This window comes from Campylobacter sp. BCW_6468, assembly GCF_001762865.1.
Lineage (GTDB): Bacteria > Campylobacterota > Campylobacteria > Campylobacterales > Campylobacteraceae > Campylobacter_D > Campylobacter_D jejuni.
Genome location: NZ_MJXQ01000012.1, coordinates 1 through 14,157, shown reverse-complemented (window position 1 = coordinate 14,157; position 14,157 = coordinate 1). Strand labels below are relative to the sequence as shown.

11 protein-coding genes and 2 pseudogenes are annotated in these 14,157 nt (G+C 28.0%); all 13 read right to left on the bottom strand.

Annotated elements, in window-relative coordinates:
* Window positions 1-732: pseudogene (locus tag AJ889_RS00850) on the bottom strand (sugar transferase); the annotation flags it as partial.
* A 50-nt stretch (window positions 733-782) separates the two neighbouring features.
* The gene (hddC, locus tag AJ889_RS00845; RefSeq protein ID WP_002857908.1) at window positions 783-1,448 is read right to left on the bottom strand and encodes a D-glycero-D-manno-heptose 1-phosphate guanosyltransferase; all 666 of its coding nucleotides are present in this window, start codon (window positions 1,446-1,448) and stop codon (window positions 783-785) included.
* The gene (gene gmhA2, locus AJ889_RS00840; protein ID WP_002857991.1) at window positions 1,436-2,041 is read right to left on the bottom strand and encodes a D-sedoheptulose 7-phosphate isomerase; all 606 of its coding nucleotides are present in this window, start codon (window positions 2,039-2,041) and stop codon (window positions 1,436-1,438) included. Before gmhA2 ends, hddC begins: the two co-directional genes overlap by 13 nt.
* Window positions 2,029-3,048: a D-glycero-D-manno-heptose 7-phosphate kinase gene (hddA, locus tag AJ889_RS00835; protein WP_002858413.1), complete on the bottom strand. Its 1,020-nt coding sequence runs from the start codon at window positions 3,046-3,048 to the stop codon at window positions 2,029-2,031. The genes gmhA2 and hddA overlap by 13 nt, the downstream gene beginning before the upstream one ends.
* A gap of 19 nt (window positions 3,049-3,067) precedes the next feature.
* Window positions 3,068-3,919, bottom strand: coding sequence for an FkbM family methyltransferase (locus tag AJ889_RS09085; RefSeq protein WP_002857889.1), 852 nt, complete (start codon window positions 3,917-3,919; stop codon window positions 3,068-3,070).
* 18 nt (window positions 3,920-3,937) lie between these two features.
* Window positions 3,938-4,879, bottom strand: a complete 942-nt coding sequence (locus AJ889_RS00825) for an NAD(P)-dependent oxidoreductase (RefSeq protein WP_002858299.1) — start codon at window positions 4,877-4,879, stop codon at window positions 3,938-3,940.
* Between the two features lie 23 nt (window positions 4,880-4,902).
* A complete protein-coding gene (locus tag AJ889_RS00820) occupies window positions 4,903-5,943 on the bottom strand; it encodes a GDP-L-fucose synthase (protein WP_002934842.1) in 1,041 nt (346 codons plus the stop codon).
* Complete coding sequence (locus tag AJ889_RS00815; protein ID WP_002852387.1) at window positions 5,943-6,869, bottom strand: hypothetical protein; 927 nt, start codon at window positions 6,867-6,869, stop codon at window positions 5,943-5,945. The genes AJ889_RS00820 and AJ889_RS00815 overlap by 1 nt, the downstream gene beginning before the upstream one ends.
* Window positions 6,870-6,872: 3 nt before the next feature.
* The gene (locus AJ889_RS00810; protein ID WP_002858190.1) at window positions 6,873-7,418 is read right to left on the bottom strand and encodes a dTDP-4-dehydrorhamnose 3,5-epimerase family protein; all 546 of its coding nucleotides are present in this window, start codon (window positions 7,416-7,418) and stop codon (window positions 6,873-6,875) included.
* Window positions 7,418-9,166: a hypothetical protein gene (locus AJ889_RS00805; protein ID WP_002934843.1), complete on the bottom strand. Its 1,749-nt coding sequence runs from the start codon at window positions 9,164-9,166 to the stop codon at window positions 7,418-7,420. The genes AJ889_RS00810 and AJ889_RS00805 overlap by 1 nt, the downstream gene beginning before the upstream one ends.
* A 2-nt stretch (window positions 9,167-9,168) precedes the next feature.
* Complete coding sequence (locus AJ889_RS00800; protein ID WP_070293199.1) at window positions 9,169-12,264, bottom strand: HAD-IA family hydrolase; 3,096 nt, start codon at window positions 12,262-12,264, stop codon at window positions 9,169-9,171.
* Between the two features lie 9 nt (window positions 12,265-12,273).
* Complete coding sequence (locus tag AJ889_RS00795; RefSeq protein ID WP_019109096.1) at window positions 12,274-13,275, bottom strand: radical SAM protein; 1,002 nt, start codon at window positions 13,273-13,275, stop codon at window positions 12,274-12,276.
* A gap of 33 nt (window positions 13,276-13,308) precedes the next feature.
* Window positions 13,309-14,157, bottom strand: a pseudogene (locus tag AJ889_RS00790) (glycosyltransferase family 2 protein); the annotation flags it as partial.

The following is a 14,157-nucleotide window of genomic DNA, read 5'->3' as shown; positions in this document are numbered from 1 at the left end:
AAACTCATAATTGGGCGGTAAAGGCAAATTCATCTTCCAAGCAAGTTCAGCAGGTATGTTATGATAATTGATTTTTTCATTTTCATCATTAAGTTTTTTAGGATCAAGTAATGAAGGATAAGGATGGTTTTCTTTTTTATATTTTTCTTTGAAATCATCTGATAATAACCATTCTTCTATAAGATCGAAATTTTTTATAAAATAATTAAAGTTGTGAAAGATATTATCTAGTATAGGTTGATAATCTTGATGTGTTTTTAAGATATTTTTTATTCTTGGAAATTCTTTTAGGAATAATTGTTTATTATCTTGAATAGCTTTTAAAGCTTCACCATTTAATTCTTTAAATTCTTTTAGAATTTCTCTAAAAATTTGAAATTCTTTATTTGCTTTTTTAATATTATTTTTTAATTTAAATCCACCTCCTTTATACCAATTCTGATAAGCCTTAATTAAAACTTCACCTATCATGTAAGATAAATGGAATTTACATCTTAAAGCTTCATTATAATCAGAACATGTTTCTAAACTTGGGTATTTAAGTTGGGGAAAGACTTGTATGATTTGTTGATAAATTTTTTGTTCTTTTTTATGTTGTTTTTTGATTTTATAGAGTTTTTTAAATAATGCTATATACCCCCCCCCGTTATGTCTATGTTCTATCACAGTTTGACCTAGTTTATAAGCTAAATGGTTTTTTACTCTTTCTATGGCTGAATTTGGGTTAAGCATGGGTTTTTCCTTTAAAATAAATCAATCAAAAAAACAAGAAATAATTATATTCAATTATTGATTAGAAAATGATAATAATCCTCAGGCACACCAATATCTATAAAATAATCATCAAAAATACAAGCCCTAGCCTTTAGTTTTTTATAATTTTCTTGTAAAAACTCTTCAAAAGAAAATTTTTCCTGCAAAGCAAAATCATTAAAAATATCTTTAGTTAAAAGATAAATTCCACCATTGATTAAACCTTGCTTTTTAAATACCTTTTCCTCAAAAGAAATTACAAGATCTTGTTCATCAACATTTACTGTGCCGTATCTATCAAAATCATTCATTTGTTTTAAAGCAAGACAAATTTTACTTTCATTTAGCTTTAATTTACTTAAATCTATGTCAAAAAAAGTATCACCATTTAAAACATAAGCTTCATTTTTTACAAATTTCAAAGTCTCTTTTATGGCTCCGCCTGTTCCTAGAGGCTCTTTTTCGATGCTGTATTTTATTTTTATACCTAAAAACTCATCTTTAAAATACTCTTTTATCACTTCATATTTGTATGATACTGCTAAAATTACTTCTTTTATACCTTGCTTTTTAAGATACTCAAAAATAAATTCTAAAAAAGGCTTATCATTTATCGGTGCCATAGGCTTTGGAATGTCTTTTATAATACTTTTAAGTCTTGTTCCTAAGCCGCCACAAAGTATTATTGCTTGCAAGAAAAACCTTTACCAAAAAGCTCTTCTTCGACAATAGCACAAATAATATGTCCTATTAAAATATGCGCTTCTTGAATTCTTGGCGTGCAAGTTGAAGGCACTTTTATACAATAATCACAAAGTTCATTCATAGCCCCGCCACTAGCTCCACTTAAGCCTATACTTATGATTTCTTTTTGTTTGCAAAACTCTAAAGCTTTTAAGATATTTTTACTATTTCCACTTGTTGAAATGCCTATAAAAACATCTCCCTTAACACCTTGAGCTTGCACTTGTCTAGCAAACAAATTTTCATAACCATAGTCATTACCAATAGCTGTTAATATGCTAGTATCTGTAGTAAGTGCAATACTTGCGATACCGGGTCTATCAAAATAAAACCTACTTACAAATTCCCCTGCAATATGCTGTGCATCTGCAGCACTGCCACCATTTCCTGCTAATAAAGTTTTGTTACCATTTTTATAAGCTTTTATGACTTCTAATGAAGCATTTTTAATAAGAGTTATCAAATTCTCATCTTTTAAAATTTGTTCTTTTACTAAAATAGAATCTGCAAAATGTCCTTTTATATAGGAATTTAAATTCTCCATGATTTAACCCCCTCTTTTGTAAATGAAAAATCTTGCACATAGCCTTGCTCTTTTCTTAAAGCTTTGATTAAGTTGTATTTTTTAGTAGGATCTACGAAGAAAAACATAAATCCACCAGCTCCTGCTCCGCTGGTTTTGCCACTATAGGCTCCGTTATCTATAGCAAGTTTATAAATTCTTTCAAGCTCATCATTACTAACGATTTCTGAAATGATTTTTTTTGACCGCCAAGATTTTCCTAAAATTTGCGCCAAAGTACCAAAATCGGCTCTAAATAAAGCTTCTTTCATCTTTATAGCATCTTGTTTTATCGCGTGCATGGCTTCTAAAGATTTTTCATCTCCAAGCTTTCCTTTTTTATGCTCTTCTATATCTTTTGCTTCTCTTGTGATATTTGTAAAATAAAGCACAGTTCTAGCTTCAAGCTCACTAGCTATCCAGTTTTTAATACGCAAAGGATTAACAATGACTCTTTTATTGTTATAAAATTCCATAAAATTAAAACCACCAAAAGTTGCGGCGTATTGATCTTGTGCTCCACCTACTATGCCTAAATCTTCTCTTTCTATCTCATAAGCAAGTTTAGCGATTTCATATTCTCCTAAAGGTAGATTAAGCCATTCTGCAAAGGCTTTTATAACCCCTACAACCAAAGTTGAGCTTCCGCCCAAGCCACTACCACTTGGTACATCCGAATAGGTATGCAAAGAAAAACTCAAAGGTTTTTTTGTAAAATCTTTTACAATGCGATTATAAATACTTTTAAAAATATCTAATTTTCCATCATTTCCTAAGAATTCTTTACTTTCGTACTCACAGTAAGAATTTGTATCAGGAGAATCAAAAATGATTTTTCCATCTTCTCTTTTGATCAAAGTACAATGTATGTATAAAGATATAGTCGCATTTAAAACATAACCTGTATATTTATCACAATATAAATTTATATCAGTCCCACCACCTGCTAGACCGAGACGAAGAGGAGTTTGTGTGCGTATGGTTTTCATAAATCTCCTAATTTATTTATCATATCCAATCAAGTAAAATATTTTGAATATTACATTTATTAATCAATTGCTTTAACTCCCCTATCTTTTTCTCTGAATCATCAAACATATATTCATGTGTTTCACAAGCAATATAATCAATTTTTTTATATATTTTTTTTTCAATAATTTTTTTCATTATCTCAAACTCCATTCCTTCAATATCAAGTTTTAGAAAATAAATCCTTTTATGTTGTGTTAAAATTTCATTTTCGATAAACTCGCATAAATCAATTACTTGAACTTTATATGTTTTTTCCGTCTGACTGTCTTGTACACTTTCAACTATACGATTGCCTTGAGATAGTATCCTATTTCCAAACATAATAAAATCTGTTTCATAATTTCTGTCCGATACTGCTTTTTGAAAAAGTTTTACATTTATATTATTTTCATATTTTTTTCTTAAAAAATAATTTAAATAAATATTTGGCTCAAAGATATAACTTTGCCCGCCACAATGTAAAATAATATCAGTAATTAAGCCTGCATGTCCACCACAATCAATACATACTGGACGATATCCATCCCCCCCCCCATATTTATCGACATAAAGCATCTTGTAAAAAATATCATAATATTGTTTTGGAATTCTGGCATTATCTAATAACAAATTTAATCTACCAAGCCCTTGTGGATCGGCTATAGCACCCTGAATTAAATGCAATGCATTATAAACATTTTCTTGCTTATTCCAATGGTTTAATACTTGCAACTCTGAAATTATCCTTTCTACATCAGCTATTGGTTTCCTAGCTTGCTGATGATTATCAATTTGATAAATCAAGCCATTTAGAGCCTCTTTTAATACTTCCAATTGTTCTTTTTTCATTATTTATCTCCTTTAATTTTAATTAAAATTTGCAAAGCGATTAACTTTCATCATTTTAAACGCTCTTAAAAGCTCTTTAATACCATCTTCTAAAGTATTATCTGGTTTCCAACCTGTAGCCTCTAATTTAGTATTTGAAACCAAATAATCTCTTTTATCTGGATCTTCACCTATGTTGGCTGAATGGATATAAAAATCAGGAATATACTTTTTAATTGTTTCAGCAAGCTGTCTTTTGGTCAAATTTGCAGAACTTAATCCCATGTTATAAGCCTGACCCTTCATCTTATCATAATTCTCAATTCCATGAATAAATCCTTTAACCACATCGCGAACATGAATATAATTGCGTCTAAAATGCTCTTCAAAAAGCACTATAAATTTATCTCTATATGCACGATAAGTAAAATCATTAACAAGTAAATCAAGTCTCATTCTAGGTGAAATTCCAAAAACAGTAGCTAAACGAAAAGTCACACAATTTCCTTTATCGAGCAAATATTGCTCCGCATGCACTTTATCGATCCCATATTCTGAGATAGGACGCAAGGGAGATTCTTCAGTACACATTGCATCTTTTTCTCCTATACCATAACCGCTGTTTGTATTGGGATAAATAAATATTTGAGAAGGACTTGCAAAATCACTTATCATTTTTACGGCTTCATAATTGATCATTTTAGCTAATTTTGGATTTCTTTTACAAAGTGGAGCTCCAACTAAAGCAGCTAGAGGAATAATAATATCAGCTTTTGCTACCTCTTGCCTAATAAGATTTTCATCCATAGCATCACCATTTATAAAAGTAAAATTTTTATTATGAAAACAAGATAAAAGAGAAATTTGATCAAACATCAAATTATCAATCACACAAACTTCATAACCTTTTTCAAGTAAAATCGGCGTTAAAACCGAACCTATATAACCTGCACCACCTGTAATTAAAACTTTTTTTGACATACTTTTCCTTTCGTCTTTGAAAATCAATTTTGTGTTTTATACCATTCATACATCATTTTAATACCATCTTTAAGTTCAATTTTATGCCTCCAACCTAAAGAATGAATTTTTGAGCAATCCATAAGTCTATCCATTGTGCTATCCGGTCTAGAAGTATTGAAAACTAGTTCTCCGCTAAACCCAACTATATTTTTTACCATCAAAGCAACTTCTTTGATTGAATAGTCAATACCTGTCCCTATATTAATATGGGTATTTTTACTTTTTCTATCTTTAATAAGATCTTTAAAATCAATATTTTGCATCGTATAGATAGCTACATCGGCTAGATCGTCACTATGAATAAATTCTCTCCTAACTTTTCCAGTGCCCCAAATTTCTACACTTTTTTTACTAATTCCAAAATTATGCAAATATTCTTTTGCTTCTTCAAAATTATTCATTTTCAAATCTTGAAGGATTTGAGTTATATTACCCTCGCTTAACAATTTTGCTAAATGAAATTTTCTAAGCAATGCGGGTAAGACTCTTGATTTTCCAAAATCAAAATTTGCTTTAGTTCCGTAAAGATTATTTAAAACAAGAGTAATGAAATTAGTACCATATTGAATATTATAACTTTCACACATTATAGCTCCAGCTATTTTGGCTGCACCAAAAGAATAAGCGCCATATTCTAAATCACCTTGAAATAAATATTCCTCTTTCAATGGGTTTTTAGCATTCTCAGGATACATATACCCAGAACCAAAAAATACCAATTTTTTAACATTATTAAGAAATGAATTGTGAATAACATTGTTTTGAATCATCAAATTTTCATAAATAAAATCAGCCCTTTGAGCGACATTTGCAGCACCACAAGGTAAGACTGCAGTCAAAAAAACATATTCTGGCTTTTCTTCTTTAAAAAATTTAGCAACCGCTTGCTGATTAACCAAATCAAGCTCTTGCCTTGTTTTTAAAACAAGATTATTAAATCCTCTTTTTTGTAAGTTTTCTACCAATGCTGTACCTGCGGTTCCTTTGTGCCCCGCTATATATATTTTTGAATTTGTTTGCATCAATAACCTCTAAATCGTATTGGAATTTCTGGATTTGAAATCCAAGGAAAATCTAAATTTTTAAATCCCCCTGCGACATCTCTATATTTCATAATATCAAGATTAATCAAATTTTTTCTTAAATAACTAACCTCCAAAGTGGTACTAAAAAATAATCCTTGAGAATAAAAAATTTTCCCATGGTTGTGAAAATGCGTATGCATTGGAACAAAATATTCATTAAGTTTTTTTAGCAAACTTATTCTTTTTTCCACCCCATCTTGCTCCTCAGGATTGCACCCATGAAATTCAAATATAACTTGTGAGAAATATTTATTTAAAATACTTATATCAATATTTTCAAGCATATCCCATTCGCAATTTTCAATATCACATTGCAAAATATTTGGCTTGCTCTCATCTAAATTATTATCTTTTAAAGCTTGTACCAAAGTAATTGTATTCTCATTATTTACATTACCTATAAATTTTTTATGAAAAACAATATTTTCATGGTCATAAGGACATTTTTCTATACTAGCATCATATTCTATCACCTTAAATCCCCTCTGAGCCATTTCTAAATCCCAAGGAGAACTATCCGAAACACCCAAAGAAAGAGCTTTTGCATTAATATCACTCATATCCCCCCCCCCATTATACATCACATAACCACCATCTCCATTACCACCTATTCTTAACAAATCACACAAAGGCAATTCCAAAGGTCGAATGAGATTTAAATAATTTATGATATTTTGATAACATTGTTCATTATTATTTATACGAATATAATTTCTATCTCTTGCTTGTAATAATAAAAGTAAAATTTCTTTATCTTTTTTATCAATATCTAAATTCGAAATAATATTTGACATTAAGATTTGATAGGACAATTGATTGCTAAGTTTAATATTATTATTTAATTCTTTTAATAATTTTTCCATAATTTATCCTTTATTTTTAGTTGCAAGAATATCGCGATCGGAAAGAATAGGCGTATTTGTTGGCCAATCTATACCAATTCTTTCATCATTCCATGCATAAGTAAATTGATCAGGTGCATCCATATATTCCCCCTCATAAGCAAGTTTATAATAATACACTGCTTCCTTTGAACTCACATAATGAGAATTTCCCATATTTGGTGGTAATAAAATAAGTTGCTGATTTTTATAACTTATAATAAATTTCTCCCATTTTAAATAAGTTGGGGAATCTTTTCTGCAATCAACCACAACTTGATGCACTTCTCCATAGACACAAGTTACAAGTTTGTAAGTTTTCACATCTCCGTGTATTCCACGTAAAACATTAAAATGGGAATTTATAAATTTGTCATGCTTAAATTTAATTCCATCTGGAACCAACTTGCTTAAATATTCATCTGTAAAAGCTGTCCAAATTTCACCTCTTAAATCTCTAAATTTATTAGGAGTTATGATATACACTCCTTTTAAAATTTTTGATTCTTGTATATCAAATTCTATTGCCATTATTTTCCTTTTTTAAATTCTTTTTTTAATTTTTTAACCTCAAACCACAACATAATATATCCTCCTTTATGCCAATTTTTATGAGCTTTGATTATAATCTGTCCTAATTTATAAACAAAACCCTCTTTTTCTTTTAAAGCCGACTCATAATCAGAATAATATTCTAAACTAATAGATTTTTTATCCATTTTATTTTGGCTTTCTTTATGCATATCTCTTATGTAAGACAAAACATATGGCATCCTTATATATCCCCATAAAGATTTAGAATTTTTAATAGCAGCAACGCCAAGTTTATAAGCTAAATGATTACGAATCTTTTTTACAGCACCTATTTCTTGATCGTTTTTAGGAAGATCTTTAAAAATAAACATTTTAAATTGATCAAATATTATAGGATGAAAATTAGGATAATAAGTATTGACCCTAGATTCTGGAATATTAAATTCAGAAAAAATCCTACATGCAACATAGAAAATATTACTATACTGATCAAAATCTTTAAAATAATAATTCATATAAATATCGTAAGGAAAAGTTGGATTTTGGCCATATCCTAGCAATAAGTCGAAAAACTTTTTTTTATTTTTACAAATTACTTGCTCCAACCTATCATCTGCTTCTTTAAATTTTTCATTTTGCAACAACAAATTAATATAAAACACTTCAGAATTTAAGCTACCAGAATCATACCTTAAAGATTTACTTAAATATCTTAATTTTATATCAAAATTTAAATTCAATTGTTCCGAAAGTAAAAAAAGGAAAAAATAATTGCACGATCGATACAAGTCATCAATATTTTCAATATCAATATATTTTAAAATAATCTCATATTGTTCAATGAGCGACAAATGATCAAATATATTGATAAAAATTTTATTTTCTATCCAACTAGCACATCTTGAAAATCCTGTTGTCCCAGAACCAAATATATACTCAGATTTAGACATTAAAACCAATTCAAAAAGTAATCTATCATATCCATTATCTAATTGTTCGAAAGCTATGATATCATCTATTGAAAAAATATTTTCTTGAGCTTGTTTATTAAAAGAACAATATTCTTTTAAATTCTGTATTAAATTAAGATCATCTCCAAAAAAAATAACACGATGTCCTTTTTTTATTTCTTTTAGAGCAATCTCTAAAGCAAATGGGTATGGAAAGATTTTATATCTACAATGATATAGTATATTTCTATAAAATTCATCATGAATAACCTCACCTGTTCTAATATGTATAGCAACAAACTTTCCAATGTCTAAAAATTTACTATGAGCTTTTTCAAAAATTTTTTTAACATGAGATGAAAAATCTATTTGTTTCCAACATGAAACCAACTCTGTTCTATATTCGCCCTCGTCAACATCTGTAAAATATTCACTAAGATCACCTTGAGTTGAATACCACCCCCATTCTTTTTCGTAAGGTTTTTTCAAAATATTTTTAATGCTTTGTCTATACAAACTCCACAATACTGGTGTTTCATAAGCGAATTCTATATCTTGTCTATAATAACTTTTAATAAAATCTTGATCAAACAAATACTCTCTAGTTGGCAAATTTGCCCAAGGAATCAATACTTTACCATCTAATAAATTTTGAATATTATTAATATCTCTCCATACAAAACCGAATTTAAAACCAAATTTTTTAGATATATAAAGAGCATTTAATAATGCTCTCATTCTCTCTCCAAATCCATCATCCCTTCCTGCAATTATGAGAGGTTTTGAATTATCCATTATTATCCTTTCTTAAATTTCTTTCTATATAGCTGTGCAATCTTATAAGGTAAAATCACTATAGCTAAAACATTCCATTTTCTAGATGTTTTTAAAATAAGCTCTCCAAGCTGATAGGAAAAAAAATTTCTAACCATAATTGCCTCATTGTAATCTTTATAAAAACTCAAATCTATGTTTATTTTTTTTTCAGTTAAATAAATTTTTTTTTGCTCATGATGAGAAAAAATTAAAATAGGAATTAAAACTATCAGCTTTATCCATTTTAAAGGATTTTTAATATTTAAAAGTATAACTTTGCCCAATTTATAAGAAAGATGAGATTTTATAATATCTACAGCACCGATAAGGCCAAAATAACAATCATTATCCATATTATATTTAACTCTAATATCTTTACAACTTCTTAAAACAGACCAGTTAAAAAAAGAATTTTTTTGATCTAATGTTATTTTGTTGTTTAACCTAGGAGCGAAAATACCCACTCTATCTTTTACTCCATTAAGAATAAATGGAACATTTCCCATAATTTCGATAAATTTTTTATCTATATAATTATTGCTTAAATAATTCAGATATAAAATAGTTACATTCATATTGTCAAAGATTTTTTCATAATTATCAGTTTTTACTATATACTCCATAAAAAGCATTACCCCATCGATATATTCATCATATCTAAACTTTTGCAAAGCCTCCCCTTCTAAAAAATCAAAAACAGGAATCACTCTACCATCTTTTTTATCATATCCTAAAACCTGACCTTGTAACGAACGAACAAATAATTCTATACCATAAGTATAATTTTCATTTAAAGGGAGCATAAATAAAGATTGAGTTTTAGTTTTATTTAATTTACTACGATATAAATATAAACTGCCAAAAAACATATTTTTAAATTGTTGATTACTTTCAATTCTTTTTACAATATAATCCAAAGTTTCACCCGTGCCACAGCACTCAACAAAAGCAAAAATTTCTTGTTTATCAATTTCTTGATCCAAATACTCATCAATTAGCTGTATTTTTAACTTATCTTTATTTCTAAAAGGCTCTCTCCAAGACTCTCGAGAACCATACAAGTATTTTGTTTTAATATTAATTTTTTTTGCTTGAATTAACATATCGGTCATTTTTTGCAATACATAACCATCTCTTGCTATAAAATATAAACATCTAATAGAGTTTTTTAAAGCAATATTTAAAATCCACTGAACATAAGGTAATAGCATAGGGGCACCAAATGAAACTCCTATCTCTTGCAAGTTAGTCAAGGTATTCTCAAGTCTTATCTTTTTAGATATTCCAATTATTTTTTGCAAATCCATATCTAATGAATTACGGTTTAATGCAAATTCTTCATATGGAAGCAACTGATTAATATAAAAATTTGTAGAAATTTCCAAATTTGAGGGCTTAAGATAATCCGCCACCCAATTATCGCCGCAATGAATCCATTTTTTTGGATCAACTTTTTCTAAATTTAATATAGCCTTAAACAAATTCCCGCTATTTTTTTTTAATCTAAACTCTGATGACATATATATTGGAATATTATTAAAAATAGGGGAAAATTTATTTAAAAAGGTTCTAATAATAGAAGAACTAAAATACATATCAGAAATTAAAACAACTCTCTTTTCATTTTTAATAAGCTCTTCAACCAATTCTATATTTTTTTTAATTGGATATAATGTCTCTTTTTCAGTATTAATTTCGAGTTTCATTAACTCCTCTTTTTGTTGAAAACTTAAAGAAAAATTCTGCTGTAATAAATTATAAATTTCATCAAAATTGGTATCTTCATATTTATTTTTACACACATTTCGATAATAATACTGCTCAACCTCCACTCTTATTCTATCAAAATTTTTAACTAAATTTAAAGGAAAATCCATATTTCTCATTTTTTGTTTCATTATTAAAAATACAGCACTAGGTTTAGCTATGTTTCTAGAAATTAAAGTGTCAAAAATATCAAAAGAAAAAAGTACATAATTTTCTTGATTAATACGATATAAATATTGATTTTTACAAATTTCATCTCGAACCATTTTTAAAATATTTTTTTCATAAATTTCATAAGTGGATGTTTGAAGATAATTATTCCTAGAATTTGCACCCATTGCATCTAACTTATTTTTATTTTTATACGCTTGTATAAAAGCATTTTTTAAAGAATCTACGCTACCGGTTTTAACCAACCATCCACTATTTTCATCTAAAATATATTTAGCTCCAATATTTTCAGTTAATATCAATGGTTTAGACATCATCGCACCTTCCAATGCAACCAAAGAGCACGATTCATCTCTAGATGGTACAACCATAACATTGCATTGGAAAATCAAAGAGTGTATTTTTTTTCTATCTCTTAATTCCCCGTGATAAAAAATGTTTGGAAATTTTTTGGCTAATGATAAAATCTTGGGGAAAAAATCTTTAGCTCCCTCCCAAAATCTTCCAGCAAAATGAAGCTCACATTGATCCCTTATATCTACTGGAAGATCAATGAAAGCTTGTAACAGCACATCATAACCTTTTCTTTTTTCAATAGTCCCTAAAGCTAAAAATTTTAATTTATCTGACTTTATCTGTTTTAAAAAATCGTCATGCTTTTCATAAAAAACATCATCTACATAATTATGTAAAACCTCTACATTTTTATTATAATTATGAATTATAAAATCCTTTGCATACTCACTAACCACATAAAGTTTTTTAGCTTTTTCTAAAGCCAACTTCCTTTCTGGCTTCCAAAAAAAATCAGGAAGATTTTCAGCCTCTCTAATATACCAAACAACAGGAGTTAAATTTTGGATCAACTCAACACATTTATATACTACTATAGTATTTGCTATGACCAATGAATATTTTGAAATTCTTTCATGCACCCATTTAGAATCAATATCATCTTCTGAAATAACTTCAACATATACGCCTAATTTATCAAACTCACTAATATAAGGTCCTTCATTATAGGTCCAAATATCTACAGCATATTTATTATTCAATAATACTTCACATATTCTTTTAAAACTATTTAAAGCTCCTGTATATTCTAGTTCTGGAGTAATAAGAAGAATTTTTTTTATCATAATACACTTTCAAATTAAATATTCATGTTTTGTTTTATTGCTAGAACGCCATTTTCCAATTTCTGCCCATTGTGATACCTTGCAATATCTACAAAAAGGAATAGGCTTAGAAAGAAAAAATAAAATTTCTTGATAATCCTTGGCTTTATAAATATCAATAAAGTCAAATTCGCAAACTTCAAAATGATTTCCATACTTTTTATTAAAATGCTGTACATGTGCAGGAAAGGTACAAGTAAATAGCTTTCCATCTTTAAACTGAACACAGTGATTTGCCATACTACAATTTGTAAAACTATGGTAATTATCACAATTTCCAGAAGGATCTAGAGAAAATTTCCAAGAAGTTTTTTCCAACTCTCCATTGTTAAAAAATATCAAGGGGATATCATATTGATCACACTTATCTTTAATCAAATCCCAATTAATTTTTATAGGATACTTTGTTGGACGAATTTGCATTTTATTCCTTTGGCATGAATTCCAAAAATCCTCATTTTGCTTATCAAGTAAAATACCATTAGTTACCAACCAAATGGCACTTTTTGGAAAAAAATATCTTGTAATGTCAAAAAACTGTATACAATTGGGATTTAAAAGAGGTTCGCCACCCATCAATCTAAAAGTTCCGACAATACCTTTAGATATTTCTGAAAGTCTTTGCATATCTTTTTTAAAAATTTCTATATCTGGAAATTCTTTTTCAGCTATTTGTGAAAAATGATTACAACCAAAACAATTTAAATTACATGATTCGGCTAAATGAATTTCAACAATCTCTAAAAAAGCTTGAGGTGTAATTTTTCTTAAATGAAAATCTAATACTTTATAGTGCTCTTTTTTTAATTGCGATAATTCTATCTTTGTATTATTAAGATCTATCTTTGTATTATTAAGATCTATCTTTGTATTATTAAGATCTATCTTTGTATTATTAAGATCTATCTTAATTTTTTCATGTTGCTTGAAATTTTTTATGATAGACAAAAACCATTTTTTAAATCGCTGCATTAAAACATCCTTTAAAACAAACTGCCAAAAATATTATATCATCTTATTCTTATATTCCTTATATCTTTTTTTTAACATAAATGGCAAAATAAAAATCTTCCCTTTATACCATCCCTTAAAAGAAAGCAAAATCAATTTTCCAAATTTATAAGATAAATGCTCTTTTATAACTAATGCTTCATGATAATCCAAATAACACTCTAATGGAAGAAGCTTCAAATCTGGTCTAAATTGTACAATAGACCTATAAACTTTATGCTCAAAATTATGCTCAAGGCAAATTTTGAGCATAAGAAAAGGTAATTTAATAATTTTATTAAATGACTTTGCCTCAACAACAACTTTACCCAATCTATATACCAGCTGGTTTTGCAAACGAGCTCTAGCTCCTCTAGAAAAATAATAATATATTACAGGATTTTCAATTATTTTATTAATTCTTTGCATATTTATATTTCCGAATAAATTCTCATCAAGCTCTTTATCTTTTAAAATCTTGCGAAAATCTTGCGAAAATCTTTTTAAAAAATCCAACTTATATCTTTCATCGATTCTTTCTAAAGTAAACATATAATTTCCAAAACGATGCAAAGCACATATTGGAGCAAGTGTTTTTTCAAGATCAGGATGTTTTTTTAAAAAATCTCGAATAAAATCATATTCTTCACATGCACAATATACTTTTTCTTTGCTTTTTACGGATGAATTAGGATTATCTCTTCTAAGCATATAAAATGCTTCATTAATAAAATAAATACTTTTAGCAAGAGCAAAAATTTGAAACCATAAACCATTGTCTTGATAGGAAGCTCCTGGAGTTTCGTTTAACTTAATTTGATTTGTTCTTAATAAATCCAATCGGTAAATACCGATTGGATTTAT